We start from the raw sequence: 18,332 nt of genomic DNA, 5'->3' as shown, positions 1-18,332 counted from the left end.
AATATGAGTGCTGTAAATAATGCCGAAAATAATTCTGTAAATAACGCAAATTCTGCAACAAATTCCGCTGAAACTTTTGGCTTTGACACTAGCCACGTTTGGAAACATCCAACTCAAGTTGCAGGCGTTAAGTGGAAAAACATGGTTGGTACAGCTTCTGGAACTTTCCAGCTTGCAGCTTGCCGACGCTTTTACGACGTAAGCCAACTCGGCGCAATTTGCACAAAAGGCGTTTCACCTGTTCCGTGGGAAGGAAATCCTTCTCCGCGCACTGCAGAGTCTCCTTCTGGAATGGTAAACGCAGTTGGATTGCAAAATCCTGGCGTTGACCACTACTTAGTAGACGAGCTTCCGAAACTAAAGAAAATGGGAGCGCTTGTTATTACTAATGTTGCAGGGCACAGTGACGACGATTATGCGCAAGTTGTTGAAAAGCTTGCAGATTCTGCTGCAGACATGCTTGAAATTAACGTAAGCTGCCCAAACGTAACTCACGGCGGAATGAGCGTTGGCACGGATCCTGTGGCGCTTCACCGCTTAATTAAGCGACTTCGCGCAATGACAGATAAGCCAATGATTGTAAAAATGACGCCAAATGTGACGGATATTGTTTCGATTTGCAAAGCTGCTGTTGACGCTGGTGCGGATGCTCTTAGCATGATTAACACGCTTGTTGGTTTGCGAATTGATATTCGAACCGGCGAGCCGATTATTGCAAACCGTACGGGCGGCGTTTCCGGCCCTGCAATCTTCCCGATTGGACTTGGATTTGTGTGGAGAGTTCGTCAAGCTATGCCAGATATTCCAATTATTGGCATTGGCGGCATTGATTCCGGCGAAAAAGCTTTGGAATACTTGTATGCTGGCGCTAATGCTGTAGAAGTTGGTGCTGCCGCTTTGGTGGATCCTACTGCTCCTATTCGCATTGCTCGCGAGCTTGATGATTTGCTTGATTCTCGTCCAAAGCTTGCGTTTTTACTTGCCGAAGGAAAGACTTGGCGCTGAAATTAAGTATTTAAAAGGTAGTTAAAAAGTATTTAGAAAATATTTAAGAAATTATTTAGAAAGTATTTAAAAATATTTTAAGAAAGAGAGCTAATTATGGCAGAATTAGACGAACGTTTTACAAAGTTTTTGCTTGATTCAGGCGCGCTTAAATTTGGTGACTTTACACTGAAATCTGGTCGTCAATCACCTTATTTTATTAACGCTGGCGCTTTTGACGACGGCATGAAAATCGCGAGCTTAGGCGCGTACTATGCTCAGCGCGTTGTTGCAGCAATCGAAGACGGCAAACTTCCGCAAGATATCGACACTGTTTTCGGTCCTGCTTATAAGGGCATTCCGTTGGCAGTTTCTACGTCTATGGCTTTAACGAATAATCACAATATGCCAGTCGGTTTTACTTTTGATAGAAAAGAGCGAAAAGATCATGGCGACGGCGGAATGATGGTTGGAAAACCGTTAAAAGACGGCATGAAAGTTCTGTTAGTTGACGACGTGATGACTGCTGGAACTGCAGTTCGCGAAACTTTGCCAAAGCTTAAAGCGGAAGCAAATGTGCAAGTTGTTGGCTTGATTTTGGCAGTAGACAGAATGGAACGCACGAAAGACAGTGAGCTTTCTGCAGTAAAAGCAGTAGAGCAGGAGTTTGGATTCCCAGTTTTGCCAATTGCAAATGTGCGCGAAATTTTCGCTGCAGCTCAAAAACTCACTAATAGTGACGGTAAGCCAGTTATGGATGAGGAATTAGCTTCGCGCGCTGCAGATTACTTGCGTATGTATGGTGCGTAACTATCTTCTACAATTTCGGAACCAAACGGCCACAACGCAAGTTTTGCCATTTTGAAAGATTGTATGCCAAATGGAATGCCAACAATTGTGCAGCAGCAAATGAATCCTGAAACGATATAACCTAATGCAAGCATTGGCCCAATGAAAAATACAATCCATAATATGTTCCAAATTGTGCTAGTGCCGCCTCGGTAAATAACGTGTTTTCCAAATGGCGTGAGTGTGAGCTTTGCCATTTTGAATGCTTGAATACCGAATGGTACGCCAATAACGGTTATGCAAAGAAGGAAACTTATAAGTAACCAGCTTGCAGCAATGAAGAGACCGCCGAATATCAGCCACACAATATTGCCAAGAAGTTTCATATTATTAAGTATATAATTTCGCTGCTATCGGTACACGAATGCATAAGTTGACACTTTGTGGCATAATAAGCAAGGTTTATTTCTTAGCTGCTTAATTTGCAGCCTATTAGCGAAAGAAACGGGTAACTCGTGGCACAGACTACCAATGATATTAAGAATGGATCGGTTTTGAACCTTGACGGTCAGCTTTGGACCGTCGTTAAGTTCCAGCACGTGAAGCCAGGCAAGGGTCCTGCTTTTGTGCGTACCACCATTAAGAACGTGCTCTCGGGCAAGATTGTCGACAAGACTTTTAATGCCGGCATGAAGATGGAGTTCGAGACCGTTGATAACCGCACGTTGCAATATTCATACGAAGATGGCGACAACTTCGTCTTTATGGATATGACCACTTACGACCAGGTTTATATTCCTAAGGTTTTAGTTGGCGAGCAGAGCAAGTATTTGCTTGAGGGCACCGACTGCATCGTAAGCTTCCATGACGGTACTCCTTTGAGCGTTGAGCTTCCAGCTTCAGTGATTTTGACTATTACTCACACTGAGCCAGGCTTGCAAGGCAACCGTTCTAACGCTGGTACTAAGCCTGCAACAGTGGAAACCGGTGCTGAAATCCAGGTTCCACTCTTTGTGGGTGAAGGCGAAAAGGTGAAGGTCGACACTCGTGACGGCTCTTATCTTGGTCGTGAAAACTAAAGAATTAATTATCTAATTAAAATAATTAGTTATCTAATTAAATTAGCTATTTATTTCTCAATAATTTTTATAGAGTGACCCGGTGGCGATTATTCGTTGCTGGGTCGCGTAATTTTTTGATACAACTTTATTAAGTAATTTTTATACGTTACACAGAAGGGCGTTACGATGGCACGTTCTACCGCTCGTAAAAGGGCTTTGAATACGCTGTATGAGGCGGATGAGAAGAATCAGCATATTCTTTCTTTGCTTGAGGAGCGAGTTAAGGAGCCTGGCGCTCAAACTCCGCTCCCAGAGTACGCTATTGAGATTGTTCGAGGCGTAGGAGAGCGACGTAACAGAATCGACAAGACGCTAAACCGCTATTCGACTGGCTGGAAAGTTGGCAGAATGGCTGTTATCGATCGCAATATTTTGCGCATTGCGGTGTGGGAAATGCTTCTTAACGATGAGATTCCAGATAAAGTTGCTATTGACGAGGCGATTGCGCTCGCAAAAATGTATAGCGATGACGAAGCTATTGCGTTTATTCACGGCTTACTAAGCGCGATTATGGCAGATAAAGATGCTTGCTTGGCAAAGTTTAATGGCGAATCTCAAGACTCTAGCGACGAGGCTGCGGAACCTACTGCTGACACTCAGGAGTAGTTGAGTTAGTATTTTCGCAGACATCGATTTCTGTTGATTGGGTAACACTAGCATTAATGCTCTGCTTACGCCACGCTAAACATTCCTATCAATTACAAGACAAAGTGTAAGTTATTGCGCTATTCCACGCACTTTGCGTAACTTTTTGCACGAGTCTATGAGTTTTGTGTTGTTGGTTAGTGTGTTGAGAGGCTGGAAAAATTGTGTTCAGTGCTAAAAGAGGACTGAGAAGCTACATTCTTTAAATATAGGCGAACACAATAAGCGTCTTTAGCAACCAGAGCGCACGAAGGACGGAACGCACGCAAACACAATTTTTCCAGCCTCGTCAAAACCAAAAAACTAAATCAGTTACAAAACTCATAGACGATACTCAAGAACACATAACGCGCAATAACTTATTGCCGGCGCGTCGCCCGTCCGCCAAGCTGAGTAGACTTACCACGAATATCCTAAAGCCATAAGGGGGTTAAGGTGGATTACAACGACACCTTTGCCGGATTCGGCAGTGATGATGCAGTATTGGTGTTGGAGGATGGTCAGGTTTACGTTGGTAAGCCTTTTGGTGCGCAAGGTTCTACGCGCGCTGAGATTGTGTTCTCCACGGGCATGACTGGTTATCAAGAAACATTAACTGATCCAAGTTATGATCAACAAATCGTAGTTCAAACATTCCCACATATAGGTAATACGGGAATGAATCATGAAGATCCAGAATCTGCCCACATTTGGGTTGCAGGTTACGTGGTTAAGGAGCCAAGCCCAGTAGTTAGCAATTGGCGATCTGAAGGTTCCTTGGAAGACGATTTACAAAAGCAAGGTATCGTTGGCATTAGTGGTATTGATACTCGAAAGCTGGTACGTCATTTACGCTCGGTAGGCGTTATGCGTGCCGGCATTTTTTCTAATAAGGCCCTGGTTGATCCGTCAACCGGGGCTTTTCGTACCGTTGCTTCTTTCGTTGACGAAATTAAGCAGACTCCTCAAATGCAAGGCTTGCGCTTAACGGATGAAGTCAGCACTAAAGAAACGTATACGATTGAGCCTTGCGGTGATTTTGAAGGAAAAGATCCGCTTTACACGGTTGTAGCAGTTGACTTTGGTATTAAATCCATGACTCCTCACCGTTTGGCTGAGCGCGGCTGCCGTGTGCACGTCGTGAGCTCCTCAATAAGCTTCGAATCGCTGCAAGCTCTTAACGCAGACGGTGTATTCTTCTCGAATGGTCCTGGAGATCCTGGCCAAGCAAATCGTGAAGTTGAGCTTTTGCGTAAAGTTTTGGATGCGGGCTACCCGTTCTTTGGTATCTGCTTTGGAAACCAGTTGCTTGGTCGCGCGCTCGGCTTTGGCACTTACAAGCTGAAGTTTGGTCACCGCGGTATTAATCAGCCTGTAAAAGACGTTACAACCGGAAAAGTGGAAGTTACAGCTCATAATCACGGCTTTGCAGTGGACGCTCCTCTTGACGGTCCTGTCCAATCTCCTTATGGAAACGGTCACTTTGGTCGCGTGCTAGTTTCGCATATTGACTTGAACGACAATGTTGTAGAAGGCTTGCAATGCCTTGATATTCCAGCGTTCTCAGTGCAATATCATCCGGAAGCTGCAGCAGGCCCGCACGATGCTTCCTATCTATTTGACCGTTTTGTGCAATTGATGCGCGAAAACACTCGAAAAAGCAAGTAAGATTTTAAGATTTACGGAAAGAGAAGTTTACTATGCCAAAACGTACTGATATTAAGTCGGTTATGGTAATTGGTTCCGGCCCGATTGTTATTGGTCAGGCTGCAGAGTTTGATTATTCCGGAACGCAGGCTTGCCGAGTTCTTCGCGAAGAAGGCATTCGCGTAATTTTGGTCAACTCTAACCCGGCTACGATTATGACCGACCCGGAACTTGCGGACGCAACATATATTGAGCCAATTGACACTTCGATTTTGGAGCGAATTATTGCAAAGGAGCGTCCGGATGCGCTTCTTCCAACGCTTGGTGGTCAAACTGCACTTAATGCTGCAATGGATTTGGGTCGTGCAGGAATCCTAGAAAAATATAACGTTGAGCTTATTGGCGCTTCTTTGGAAGCAATCGACCGCGGTGAAGACCGAGAGCTTTTCAAAAAAGTCGTTGAAAAAGCCGGAGCTGAGTCAGCAAAATCCTTTATTGCTCACTCGATTGAAGAAGTAGACAAAATTGTTGAAACTTTAGGATACCCGGTAGTAGTACGTCCAAGCTTCACAATGGGCGGCTTGGGCTCTGGTATTGCTCATAACGAAGAAGAGCTTCACCGCATTGCAGGAGCCGGCATTCACTATTCTCCAACAAACGAAGTGCTTATTGAAGAAGGCATTGAAGGCTGGAAAGAGTTTGAGCTTGAACTTATGCGCGACGCAAAAGATAACGTCGTAGTTGTTTGCCCAATCGAAAACGTCGATCCTGTAGGCGTGCACACTGGCGACTCGATTACAGTAGCTCCTTGCTTTACGCTTACCGACCGAGAGTATCAAAAGATGCGCGATATCGGTATCGCTATTATTCGAGGCGTTGGCGTCGATACCGGCGGTTGCAATATTCAGTTCGCAATCAACCCTCAAACTGGTCGCATTATCGTAATCGAAATGAACCCGCGTGTGTCTCGTTCTTCCGCGCTCGCATCTAAAGCAACTGGCTTCCCAATCGCAAAAATCGCAACGAAACTTGCTTTAGGCTACACTTTGGATGAAATTCAAAACGATATTACGCGTTCAACTCCTGCAAGCTTCGAGCCAACAATCGACTATGTTGTAACGAAGATTCCGCGCTTTGCTTTCGAAAAGTTCCCAGGAGCAGACACCACGCTTACAACTTCTATGAAGTCGGTTGGCGAAGCAATGGCTTTGGCTGGAAACTTCCAGGAATCCCTTGGAAAAGCAATGCGCTCAATCGACAAGCGTCACGCGTGCTTTAGCTGGGATGGCGAGCGTCCAAGCAAGGAAGAAGTTAATAAGCTTCTTGAAGAAATGCATACTCCAACCGAGCATCGCTACTTGCAAATCCAGCGCGCGCTTTGGGGTGGAGCAACGCCAGATCAAATTTTTGTAGCAACAAAAATCGACCCTTGGTTTGTAGAGCAGCTGGCTCAAATTAACGAAACTGCGCTCGCAGTTCGTGAAGCTGAAACCTTAACTCCTAAAGTTTTGAAGCGTGCTAAGCTTGCTGGTCTTTCGGACGTGCAGATTGCGCATTTGCGTAATCTTGGCGACGAAGGCGAAAACATGGTTCGTGAGCTTCGTTGGGCTTACGGTTTGCGCCCTGTTTACAAGACTGTTGACACTTGCGCAGCTGAGTTCGACGCAGCAACTCCGTACTACTATTCTTGCTACGCTGACGAAAGCGAGTTGAAGAAGCGCGATCGCGAAGCTGTGATTATCCTTGGCTCTGGTCCAAACAGAATCGGCCAGGGTATTGAGTTTGATTACACTTGCGTTCACGCTGTTCAGGAATTGGGCAAGGATTACGACACCATTATGGTTAATTGCAATCCTGAAACAGTTTCTACAGATTACGACATGTCTGACCGCCTTTACTTTGAGCCTCTTACTTTCGAAGATGTGCTTGAAATTTACGAAGCAGAAAAGAAGCTTGGACCTGTTAAGGGCGTGATTGTGCAGCTTGGTGGCCAAACGCCACTTTCGCTTGCTGCTCGTCTTAAAGCTGCAGGAGTTCCAATTTTGGGAACGACTCCTGAGGCTATCGATTTGGCTGAAAATCGTGAGCTTTTCGGCGAAGTTCTTCGTCAAGAAGGCATGAACGCTCCTCGATACGGCACAGCTTTAAGCCTTGAGGAAGCAAAAGATGCAGCTCACGCAATCGGCTACCCGGTTCTTGTGCGTCCAAGCTACGTACTCGGCGGTCGCGGAATGGAGATTGTGTACGACGACGCTCAGCTTGCAAAGTATGTTGATCGCGCATTGGATGAAGCTCGAGCAGACACTGTTGTTTCTGGCCGCTTGCCTTCGCCGCTTTTGATTGATAAGTTCCTTCAGGACGCTATTGAAATTGATGTTGACGCGCTTTACGACGGCAACGAGCTTTATATTGGCGGCATTATGGAGCATGTTGAGGAAGCTGGCGTGCACTCTGGTGACGCTGCTTGTACTCTTCCTCCAAGCACGCTTTCGGACGATCAAATTCGCCGCCTTCGCGAAGGCACGCTTTCGATTGCGCGCGGCTGCTCAGTTCGCGGTCTGATTAACGTGCAGTACGCTTTTATGGCAAACACTTTGTATGTAATTGAAGCAAATCCTCGAGCGTCTCGTACTGTTCCGTTTGCTTCTAAAGCTACTGGTGTTGCTCTTGCTAAAGCTGCTGCTCGAATTATGGCTGGTGAAACAATTGCACAGCAGCGCAAGCGTGGACTTCTTCTTCCGCAAGGCGATGGTGGTGATATTCATCCAGGTCAGCAAGTTGCTATTAAAGCTTCTGTGCTGCCGTTCAAGCGTTTCCGCACTCCTGTTGGTCGTACGGTTGATATTTTGCTCGGACCAGAAATGCGTTCTACCGGCGAAGTTATGGGCTTCGATCGTGACTTCCCACATGCTTTTGCTAAGAGCCAGCTTGCAGCATACAAGGGTGGTTTGCCTACCAGCGGCAACGTGTTTGTGTCTGTAAGTGATGCAGATAAGCGTCAACTTCCGCTTCTTGCAGTGCGATTAGTGGAGCTTGGTTTTACGATTTGGGCTACTGAAGGTACAGCTTCTGTGCTTCGTCGTTATGGTATTGATTCCGTGATTGTCGATAAGCTTTCTAGTCAGGGCGACACGGCGAAGGATATGCCAAATAGTGAGAAAGCACATGAAAGAATCGGTAAGAATGTTGTAGAGCTTATCGAAAATGGTAAGATTGATATGGTATTGAATACGCCGAATTCAAGGGGATCGCGCACTGATGGTTATGCCATTCGTGCAGCAGCTGTAGCAGCTGATCTTCCGCAATTCACTACTATTACCGAATTCGCACCAGTATTAATGGCTATTGAAGCTGTTAAGAACAACGATTATCAGGTGATGAGCATACAAGAACATGCTCAGCAGTTGTTTGCAATTGAACAGGCAGAAAGTCAAGAAAGTCGGGCTTAATACATGACCGAGAGCATTCGTGATCAAGAAGTGCAGGCGCAACGATCCGATTTTGGTTTGCGTTTGAAGAACGCTATGGCAAAATATGGACCATTGTGTGTTGGAATCGATCCTCATCGCAAAATGCTGCTTAATTGGGGATACAACATGGATGCTCTTGGAGCTGAACTTTTTTCTATGCGCATGCTGCAAGCTATGAATGGTAGGGCAGCGGCAGTTAAATTCCAATCCAGCATGTTTGAGCGCTATGGTTCTAAGGGTTTCGCAGCGCTTGAGCGTGTGCTGTATGCCGCTCGTCAAATGGATATTATTACTATTGTTGATTGCGGTCATGGAGGATTGTCTACTACTATTTCTGCGCTTGCAGACGCATATTTTAAGCCTGGAGCTCCGCTTCTTGCTGATGCTATTACTTTGCTTCCTTATTATGGCGCACGTTCTATGGGCGGCTTAATTAACGAAGCTCTTAATAACGGTCGCGGTGTTTTTATTGCGTCTCTAACTTCTAATCGCGAAGGCGCAAGTTTGCAAACTGCTATTAGGCAAAGCGGAACTTACCGCGGAACTACTGTAGCTCACGGAATTGCTCAAACGGCTCAAAGTTTTAACAATAAAACTAAAGGAATGGGTTCTGTTGGTTTAATTGTTGGAGCGACTATTGGCGACTGGATGAACGGTGGTGGAATTGACGTAACCAGTTTTACTGGTCCAATTCTTTCTCCTGGTTATGGGTGGCAAGGTGCAGAAGCTGACGATTTAAAGCGTGTTTTTGCTGGTACACATGGTAATGTATTGGTAACTGTTTCGCGTTCGATTGCGTCGCATGGTCCAAATATTGGTGAACTTTCGGCTGCAACTGAACGCATAGCATTGGATATTCGTCAGGCTCTTGTTGATTCAGGCGAATGTGTGTAAACGAGAGGTAAACAAATGGGTGCCACGGATGAGACTGCAGTTTCGCAGTCTAGACGTCGATTAATCGTATTAACGGGTCCTACTGCGGCTGGTAAAGGCACAGTAGAAGGCATACTTCGTGAGAAGCATCCACATATTTGGCTATCTGTTTCTGCTACCACTCGTGCGCCTAGACCTGGTGAATTTAATGGTATTCACTATTGGTTCTTAGATGAAGAAGAATTTGAGCGTCGTAAGCGTAATGGCGAATTCTTGGAAACTGCGCTGGTTCATGGCATGGCTCATTATGGCACCCTTCTTCAGCCTGTTTTGGATCATCTTACGCAAGATATTCCTACTTTGTTGGAAATAGATTTGCAAGGAGCTAGGCGTGTAAAACAAGAGGCAGCTCGTCTTGGATTAGAAGTCGTGTACGTGTTCATTGCGCCTCCGAGCTTTGAAGAGCTTAAGCGTCGTCTTATTGGTCGTGGTACTGAAACTCCTGAGCAGCAAGCAAAACGTTTGGAAACCGCTAAAGTTGAGATTGCTGCAGCTAAAGAGTTTGATGTTGTTATTGTGAACGATAATGCTGAGCGTGCCGCAGATGAACTGTGGAATGTTATTGCAAGCGAATACGACTTATAGTTAAAACTTACGCAATATCCAATCGATAGCATATAATAAGCCTTTTGGAACTATTGTGGCGCCATAGAATTTGGAGAATATTATGGCATTAGGCACTCAGCCAACACCTACTGGTCTTGCGAATCCACCGATTGATGATTTAATGCAACATGCGGATTCCAAGTATGCGCTTGCCTTATTTGCTGCAAAACGAGCACGTCAAATTAATGCTTATTTTACTCAGCTTAATGAAGGTTTGCTTCAAAATGTTGGCCCACTAGTTGAGTATCAAAATCAAGAAAAGCCTTTAGCTATTGCTTTCCGCGAAATTAATGCTGGATTGCTTGAAGAGACTCTTGGTGAGGACGATTTAAGCGAAGGTAATTAATAAGCCTTGCTAATAAACGTCTTTATGGGTATTCGCAGTCGCGTATCATCCGTGCTCAATAAAGCGGATGCACGGCTGCGTTTTTCACTTTATTTAGCCTGTATTTAGCCTTATCGACTATAAACGTAAGGGGGAAATGTGGAAGAACGTAAATTAATTTCTGCAGAATCTGTAACTGAAGGTCATCCTGACAAGTTATGCGATCAAATTGCTGACGCTATATTGGACGATATGCTTCGTCAGGATTCTCATGCGCATGTTGCTGTAGAGGTTTGTGCTTCCGTTGGTCAGTTTGTGGTTTTTGGCGAAGTGCGTGGTGAAGTTTATAGCGATATTCCGGGAATCGTGCGTCAAGTTGTTCGTAATGTTGGCTACACGAGCTCCACAATTGGTCTTGATGCTGATTCTTGTGGTGTTATGGTTTCTTTAACTGAGCAAAGTGCAGAAATTAATCAAGGTGTTGCTAGGTTGGATGCTTCTTGCGAGAGTGCATCTTCTCGTGAGGAGCGCTACGCTGCTCAAGGTGCAGGCGATCAAGGTGTTATGTTTGGTTACGCTAGCGACGAAACAGATACTTTAATGCCTTTGCCGATTTATCTTGCTCATCGTTTAGCTCAAAAGCTTGCTAAAGTTCGTAAAGATGGCACTGTTGCGCATTTGCGTCCAGATGGGAAAACTCAAGTAACGATTGAGTATGATTCAAAAGGATCGCCTAAACGTTTGGATACTGTGCTTATTTCTACTCAGCATGACCCAGAAGTTTCTAGAGACTGGTTACAAGATCAGCTTGTTGAACATGTTGTTAATCCTGTGTTGGACGAAGTTCTTGCTCAAAAAGTTGCGCACGATTCGTACCGTATGCTTGTAAACCCTACTGGCTCCTTCGTTTTGGGAGGTCCTGCAGCTGATTCGGGCTTAACTGGTCGAAAAATTATTGTTGACACTTATGGTGGTGCTGCTCATCATGGTGGTGGAGCTTTTTCCGGTAAGGATCCTAGCAAAGTTGACCGTTCTGCAGCTTATGCAGCTCGCTGGGTTGCAAAAAATATTGTGGCAGCTGGTTTAGCTCATAAGGCAGAAGTTCAAGTTGCTTATGCTATTGGTATTGCTGATCCTGTAAGCGTAAACGTAGAAACTTTCGGAACTGAAGCTGAAGGTATTACGCGTGCAGATATTGCGCGTGCTGTCCGTGAAGTATTTGATTTGCGTCCAGCTGCGATTATTGATGAGCTTAACTTGCTTAAGCCAATTTATGCTCCAACCGCAGCTTATGGTCATTTTGGTCGTACGGATGTCAAATTCCCTTGGGAAGAAACGAATCGTATTGAGCAATTGAAAGATGCGCTAAAAAAGTAGTTTTATTGATAAATTTTGCTGTAAAATAACAGTAATTATGTGATGTAATTCAAGTAAAACTAAGGGTTATTTATGGCAGAGCAACCTTCGCTAGACGGCTTAGCGCGTAAAACAAGACGTAAGCGCAATGCTGTTTCTTTAGTGCCTGCTAATGAATGCCCTATTGCGCATGTGATGCTTGATGTTCAAGCTTCACATTTAGGTCGTACTTTTGATTACTTGATATCGCAAGATCAAGATGAATCTGCTCAGCCTGGGGCGTTTGTACGCGTTCGTTTTGGAGCACAAAAGCTCACTGGAGTTATTTGGTCTCGTTCTTCGCATACAGACACCCCTCATACTGCTTTAAGATTTTTAGAGCGCGTGTTTCCTTCAGATGTTTTGCTTTCTAAATCTTTGCGAGACGATATTGACGCCATAGCTAAAGCTTATGGTGGAACTAGCTCAAATATTTTGCGTCTTGCTGTGCCTCAACGCGTAGCTCGTGTTGAGCATGAGGAAGTTTTTGACAACATACGCTTGCAACGCAGAAAACAGTGGCGTGAAAATCTTAAGAAGCGTTTGCAAAACGATAACAATACAAACCCAGGTTACGCTACAACTTCTCGCATGATTTATGATTACGAAAATGCAAATATTTTATACAATGCATTAATCAAAAAATCTATTGACGCAAGTTTTAGTGAAAATAAAACAGAAAATCAATTAGTCAAGCAAGCAGAAAATAATTCTTCTCAATCTTTTATTGTAGACGCTTTACCAGGTTCTTGCCGACTTGCACAAGATTTAGCGTGGATGATTGTCACTGCTTTAAGCGCGTGTAAGCAAGCTGTTGTAGTTTTGCCGACGCTAAGAGAAGTAAATGATGTAATGCGCGCGCTAATGGTTTACGGATTAAAGCCATATAAGCGCGTCAGTGAGAATCATCGTGGTTTTTCTGCTGGAAGTTTTGATGGCGATGTAGCTCGACTTTGTGCTGCGGATCCTCCAGCTGATAGATATAGAGCTTGGCGTGCAATCGCGTCCGGAATAGTTCCTTGCGTTCTTGGCACTAGAGCTGCAATGTATGCTCCAGTTGAGGGAGATGCTTTATTTGCGATTGTTGAAGATTGCGCGTACCAATATGCTGATGGCATGATGCCGTATGCTCAAGCGCGTGGAGTTATGCGGCTTCGTGCGAAAAGGCATGGCGGCGTATTTGTGTCAATGTCGTATTCCAGAAGCGCGCTTAGTCAAAGTGAAGTAGACTGCTATATGTCGAATGCGCAAGATGCGCAAGGTGAGCAATCTGTTCAAACTACTAAAGTTATTCAAACTACTCAATCTGCTAAAACTGCTGAAACAATAAGCGGATCTAGCATCCCTGTAAGTGCGAGTAAACTTGCTCGCGAAAAGTTAGTTCCGTGGGTTCGTTGGCTTAATCGTGAAGCTTTATTGAAATTAGCTGACCCAAGTATTGGCGCTCGCATACCGCATAGCGCAGTAAGAGCTATTAATGATGCTCTTTCGGATGGTAAGCCTGTGCTGCTTTCTATTGCGCAAGATGATGTGACGCAATCGGCTATATGCTCTTCTTGCAAACGTCAAGCGCGCTGTAGACGATGTACCGGGCCTCTCGATGTTGCAAATAGTCAGCAAACAGCACGTTGCTCGTGGTGTGGTGCTAGTGCAATAAATTGGTCTTGTTCTAATTGTGGCAGTAGCAATATGCGAGTTATACAAGTTGGCGCTGCTGGTGTTGCAGAAGAATTATCTAAACTATTTCGCAACGTGCCTATTATTATTTCGTCACAACACCAACCGAACGGAATTATCCAGTGTATTGATGAAAAACCTGTAATTGTTGTTGCAACTCCTGGATGTGAGCCTCGCGTACAAACGCAAGACGCAAATTGTAACGGAGAATATGGTGTTGTAGCAATACTCGATACGTGGGTAAGTTTGTACGCTTCGGGGCTTGATGCGCGAATAGATACACTTAATTCGTGGATGAAAGCTTCTGCTTTATGTGCTCCTAGAGCGCGCGGAGGAAGTGTGCTTTTGATTGGCGAAACGTATCCTGTTCTTGCGCGTGCGCTTACATTGTGGGATACGACTCAACTTTCTTGCAATGAGCTTTCAGAAAGAGCTCAAGCAATATTGCCGCCTTGTGTAACTGCAGCATGCGTATGGGGTGCTCGTGATGCGGTTATGCGTGCGCTTGAAAACATTGGTGCAATGCAAGAAAATCTTGGGTGCGAAAGTAGTCAAGATGCTGATTTTTCAGCAATTTCTCCATTATTAGGAATTGTTCCAATGCATCCGCCTGTTACAGACAGATACCAGCATTTTGACGATATTTACGACCGTGTAAAAGCTGTAGTAAGAGTTCCGCTTTATTTAAGACAAGAATTAGTGAACCGATTGCACAAGGAAGTAGCTCGTCACGTAGCAACACGTGCTGCAGGAGAGTTGCGTTTTTGTGTTGATCCAAAAGATTTATTAGCGTACTAACTTACTAATAGGGGAGAGAAAAATGTTAAAAACATATCATTGCGCAGTTTTGGGAGATCCTATTTCGCATTCGCTGTCTCCTGTGCTTCACAACACGGCTTATAAGGTTTTAGGTCTTACAAATTGGCAATATAGTAAGGAAAAAGTAAGCGAAACAGAGCTTCGCGATTTTATTGCGCATCTTGACGATTCTTGGAAAGGCTTAAGCCTTACTATGCCGCTTAAAAAAACCGTAATGAAACTCGGTACACCTTGCGACTACTGGTCGCGCGCGCTTAACGTGGCAAATACTGCAGTTTTTACTAGCAACCCAGCAACCGCTTCGCAATCGCAAATAAAGCTATACAACACTGACGTAAGTGGCATATTAATAACATTTATGCAAGCATTACATGAGCGTATATGCGAAGTAAAAAAGGCTGTTATTATTGGCAGTGGCAACACTGCGTCCTCTGCATTGGCAGCTTTAATTGAAATTGCGCAAGTAGCAAAGCTTGAGCAAGTGCAAGTTGTTGCTAGAACTGAAGATGACGGTAGTGTAAAAGGCGTTGAACGTTTTAATAATCTTATACAAAAGTATTGCGCTGATTTTCCAAATAAAATAAGCATAGGTCAAAATAATAAAAGCGAAGAAAATGACGCTATGTATGAGCCTGTGCAAGGTATTGAGTTCCCAACAATAAGCGAAGAAGTATTTTCAAAATTTGCAGACTATAGCGCAGAAAAATTGAGTGCAGAAAAATTGTCAGAATGTGATAAATCTCTCATTTTGAAATCTTTAAATTCACTCGAAGCTGTTCGTGCAATCGCAGAAGCAGACATAGTCATAAGCACAGTTCCAGCGCATGTAGCAGATCCAATTGCGCTTGCGTTGAAAGCGTACTGTCAAGATAGTGCGAATAATCAAACGAAATTAGGAACATTGCTTGACGTAGTTTACGATCCTCGCCCAAGCATGCTACTTAGTGTATGGCAACAATACGGTTGCGCTATTGGCGGAGAAGAAATGCTTTTGCAACAAGCTTTAGCACAAGTAAGTCTTATGACGATTGAGTACAGGCAATCTAAAGAAAATTTTGGGAATTGTGCTAAGACTGGCGCTGAGGATTGTGCTGAGACTGGTTCTGAGCTTGGTTATAAACCTAGTGCTGACAAGGCTAGATATTACGATGACTTAAGTAGTCTCATGCGAAAAGCCTTACAGGAGGCATTATGAGCGATAATACGCAACATACTACGCAAAGTGATGTGCAACGTGATGCGCAACATACTACGCAACGTTCCGCGTCGACTAGTATGCAACTATCTGACAGATTTGAAGTTATGCTAATTACAGGCATGAGCGGAGCTGGGCGCTCGCACGCTGCTAACGCGTTGGAAGATATGGGATGGTATGTTATCGATAATCTTCCGCCAAAACTGCTCATACCGCTAGTAGATATGATGACTTCATCCGGTTCTAAAGTGCATAAGCTTGCTGCTGTTATTGACGTGCGTTCTAGAGGATATTTCGACGACCTGTTTGCAGTTCTTGCGCATATTGATGACCTTGGTGTAAAAACGCGAATTCTGTTTCTAGATGCTTCAGATGCTGTGCTTATCAAGCGTTACGAGTCTGTGCGTAGACCGCATCCTTTGCAGCGCGGTGGCAGACTTATTGACGGTATTCTAGAAGAGCGAGAGCTGCTCAGTCATCTGAAAGATTGCGCAAATATTATTATCGATACTTCTGCACTTAGTATTCACCAACTTTCTACAAAGCTTTACGAAGGATTGCTTGGAAAAGGCTCTTCTACTGTTTCTGTGCATATTTTCAGCTTTGGATTTAAATACGGCATGCCAATGGACGCTGATTTTGTTGCCGATATGCGATTTTTGCCGAATCCTTTCTGGGTTCCTGAATTAAGGGAGCTTACAGGTAAGGATCAAGCTGTGCAAGATTATGTTTTATCGAATTCTGCGGCAATTACATTCTTAGATTCTTACGAAAATGCGCTTCTTACAGCTATCGACGGATTTGCTAAAGAAGACAAGCATTACGTGACTATTGCTGTAGGATGTACTGGCGGTCAGCATCGTTCTGTTGCCGTAAGTATTGAGCTTGCTAGACGTTTGAGATTGCACGGTTTGCAAGTTACAGTATCTGCAAGAGAGCTACAGAGAAGATCATAATAAGTGGAGAAGTAAAGTAGCAAAAAGTAAAGTAGTGAAAAAGTAAAGTAGTGAAATGCGATTATGAAACTAATCAATTAAAATTAATTAAAAAATTAAATAAAAATTGTGTAAATTATATAAAATATAAAAAATCTTGTACTAAAAGCATGTAAAGCATGTGCAAAAACCGGTAAAATGTCCAACGTATTCTGTATCACAGAAAGCCGGGCATGTCGTGTGCCACAGCATCATGCAAGTACCCAACAGCACTCATATTTTAAGAAGAACAAAAGTAGGAGGTTGTCCCTTGGCTCTTCTTGACGACGTCAAAAATGAACTCGTTTCAAACAACAATGAGCTCCCGACTGTCATTATGGCTCAAGCTGCAGCAATGATGCGCTTTGCTGGCGGCTTAAGGCCAGTAAATAATCAAGCTGTTATTCGCGCTCAGTTGGATTCTCAGCGCGCAGCTCAGTGGCTTGTTGAGGTATTGAAAACTTATTTCCAGAGGGAAGCAACAATTGCTCAAGTTTCTCGGCAAACTCCTACGGGCACTGTAGTTCGCTATGACGTGGTAGTTGAGCGTGGTGCTGCAGCACTGGCTTTGCAATCTGGTCTTCTTGATCGACGTATGAGAATTGTTGCAGGTCTTGCACCTGAGATTGTTGGTGGAAGTATCGCCCAAATCAAAGCAGCTTGGCGTGGTGCTTTCTTGGCTCACGGTGCTATTTCCGACCCTGGCAAAGCTAGCTATTTGGAAGTTGTTTGCCCAACTCATGAGGCTGCAAATGCTTTGCAAACTATGGCGGCGCGACTTGGCATTAGCGCCAAGGCTCGTCAGGTTCGTAGCTCTGAGCGAGTGACGTTGCGCGATTCTGACGCAATTGAGCGAATGTTGATTTTGATTGGTGCTCCTCGTTCTGCTCGCGAATGGACCGGTAAGCGTTCGGACGGTGAAGCTCGCGGAAAAGCAAACCGTTTGGCTAATTTTGACGATGCGAATATGCGTCGTAGTGCTAAGGCTGCTGCTGAGGCATGCGAAAAGGTTCGTCACGCATTCGATATTTTGGGCGACGATATTCCAGATAATTTGTTGATGGCTGGAAAGCTTCGTCTTGAGCATAGCGACGCAAGTTTGGAAGAGCTTGGTCACTTGGCTGATCCTCCTATTACAAAGGATGCGATTGCAGGGCGAATTCGTAGACTTTTGCAGCTTTCAGCGAAGGTTGAGAAGTCGCGTATGCAGCAGCTTTAATGCTGATTTTGCGTGGTTTGTAGCTGTATTGGCTGGCGGGTTTTTTTATGTGGCTGTGAGCGGCGGGTGTTACTTGTCTCGCAGCGCTCCGCTCTTATACCTTACTTGGACTTAGCGGTTGCGTAGTTAAGTTTAGTTTTTTACTTACTTTCTCTGCAAAAATAGTATTCGTCAACAAGATTATTACTATCGTTCCGCTTTTATATTGCTCGACCAAGCAACACCCACCCCTCACTCGTTAATTCCAATCGCAGTTGTTTTTGGTGTGGTAGGAAGAGTGATTGGTGTGGAGTGTGCAGCAGCACCGATGTTAGTGTTCGCCAAGCAATAAATACTCAACGTCTGCAGAGCATTAATGTCAAAGTTCACTAAGCAACATATAGTCGACGTTTGCAAAGCATTACTGCAAAGCTTCAGACGCAACGTTTGCAAAGCGCAACTGCAAAGCTACAAAACCACTTTTCGCAGAAGCATTACTGCAAAGCTACAGACGCAACGTCAGCAGAGCACTGGTGCAAAGCTGCGTTGTTCATAGGGATTGTTGAAGATGTGCG

15 protein-coding genes are annotated in these 18,332 nt (G+C 44.5%); 14 read left to right on the top strand and 1 reads right to left on the bottom strand.

Annotation, left to right across the window (positions count from 1 at the left end; all coding sequences use genetic code 11):
* The first annotated feature begins 3 nt into the window (after positions 1–3).
* The gene (locus HXT37_RS05040) at positions 4–1,005 is read left to right on the top strand and encodes a dihydroorotate dehydrogenase (RefSeq protein WP_102703162.1); all 1,002 of its coding nucleotides are present in this window, start codon (positions 4–6) and stop codon (positions 1,003–1,005) included.
* A gap of 96 nt (positions 1,006–1,101) precedes the next feature.
* A complete protein-coding gene (gene pyrE, locus HXT37_RS05035; RefSeq protein WP_102703161.1) occupies positions 1,102–1,794 on the top strand; it encodes an orotate phosphoribosyltransferase in 693 nt (230 codons plus the stop codon).
* Here the strand turns inward: pyrE and HXT37_RS05030 are convergent.
* Positions 1,770–2,159, bottom strand: coding sequence for a YccF domain-containing protein (locus tag HXT37_RS05030; RefSeq protein ID WP_102703160.1), 390 nt, complete (start codon positions 2,157–2,159; stop codon positions 1,770–1,772). The genes pyrE and HXT37_RS05030 overlap by 25 nt on opposite strands.
* 129 nt (positions 2,160–2,288) lie before the next feature.
* Between HXT37_RS05030 and efp the strand changes: the two genes are divergently transcribed.
* The 12 genes from efp to whiA all read left to right on the top strand — a co-directional run bounded on the left by efp (position 2,289) and on the right by whiA (position 17,778).
* On the top strand, positions 2,289–2,852 hold the full coding sequence (gene efp, locus HXT37_RS05025; RefSeq protein WP_004111770.1) for an elongation factor P: 564 nt from the start codon (positions 2,289–2,291) through the stop codon (positions 2,850–2,852).
* A gap of 168 nt (positions 2,853–3,020) precedes the next feature.
* Complete coding sequence (gene nusB / locus HXT37_RS05020; protein WP_102155096.1) at positions 3,021–3,500, top strand: transcription antitermination factor NusB; 480 nt, start codon at positions 3,021–3,023, stop codon at positions 3,498–3,500.
* Positions 3,501–3,974: 474 nt separating this feature from the next.
* On the top strand, positions 3,975–5,186 hold the full coding sequence (gene carA / locus HXT37_RS05015) for a glutamine-hydrolyzing carbamoyl-phosphate synthase small subunit (RefSeq protein WP_102703159.1): 1,212 nt from the start codon (positions 3,975–3,977) through the stop codon (positions 5,184–5,186).
* Between the two features lie 32 nt (positions 5,187–5,218).
* Positions 5,219–8,614: a carbamoyl-phosphate synthase large subunit gene (carB, locus tag HXT37_RS05010; protein WP_076002918.1), complete on the top strand. Its 3,396-nt coding sequence runs from the start codon at positions 5,219–5,221 to the stop codon at positions 8,612–8,614.
* Positions 8,615–8,617: 3 nt separating this feature from the next.
* On the top strand, positions 8,618–9,529 hold the full coding sequence (gene pyrF / locus HXT37_RS05005; RefSeq protein WP_004106386.1) for an orotidine-5'-phosphate decarboxylase: 912 nt from the start codon (positions 8,618–8,620) through the stop codon (positions 9,527–9,529).
* A 15-nt stretch (positions 9,530–9,544) separates the two neighbouring features.
* Positions 9,545–10,153: a guanylate kinase gene (gene gmk / locus HXT37_RS05000; protein ID WP_012914263.1), complete on the top strand. Its 609-nt coding sequence runs from the start codon at positions 9,545–9,547 to the stop codon at positions 10,151–10,153.
* 82 nt (positions 10,154–10,235) lie between these two features.
* The gene (rpoZ, locus tag HXT37_RS04995) at positions 10,236–10,520 is read left to right on the top strand and encodes a DNA-directed RNA polymerase subunit omega (protein WP_004108619.1); all 285 of its coding nucleotides are present in this window, start codon (positions 10,236–10,238) and stop codon (positions 10,518–10,520) included.
* 138 nt (positions 10,521–10,658) lie between these two features.
* Positions 10,659–11,876, top strand: a complete 1,218-nt coding sequence (metK, locus tag HXT37_RS04990; protein WP_102703158.1) for a methionine adenosyltransferase — start codon at positions 10,659–10,661, stop codon at positions 11,874–11,876.
* A gap of 72 nt (positions 11,877–11,948) precedes the next feature.
* Positions 11,949–14,369, top strand: coding sequence for a primosomal protein N' (locus HXT37_RS04985; protein ID WP_103013851.1), 2,421 nt, complete (start codon positions 11,949–11,951; stop codon positions 14,367–14,369).
* Between the two features lie 22 nt (positions 14,370–14,391).
* Entirely contained in the window at positions 14,392–15,585 is a 1,194-nt protein-coding gene (locus tag HXT37_RS04980) for a shikimate dehydrogenase family protein (protein WP_076002916.1), read from the top strand.
* Positions 15,586–15,665: 80 nt separating this feature from the next.
* A complete protein-coding gene (rapZ, locus tag HXT37_RS04975; RefSeq protein WP_100066708.1) occupies positions 15,666–16,541 on the top strand; it encodes an RNase adapter RapZ in 876 nt (291 codons plus the stop codon).
* Between the two features lie 289 nt (positions 16,542–16,830).
* Complete coding sequence (gene whiA / locus HXT37_RS04970; protein WP_012914259.1) at positions 16,831–17,778, top strand: DNA-binding protein WhiA; 948 nt, start codon at positions 16,831–16,833, stop codon at positions 17,776–17,778.
* Positions 17,779–18,332 lie beyond the last annotated feature (554 nt).

Source organism: Gardnerella sp. DNF01151, from assembly GCF_049244235.1.
Taxonomy (GTDB): Bacteria; Actinomycetota; Actinomycetes; order Actinomycetales; family Bifidobacteriaceae; genus Bifidobacterium; species Bifidobacterium swidsinskii.
This window is presented reverse-complemented; position numbering and strand designations above follow the sequence as displayed.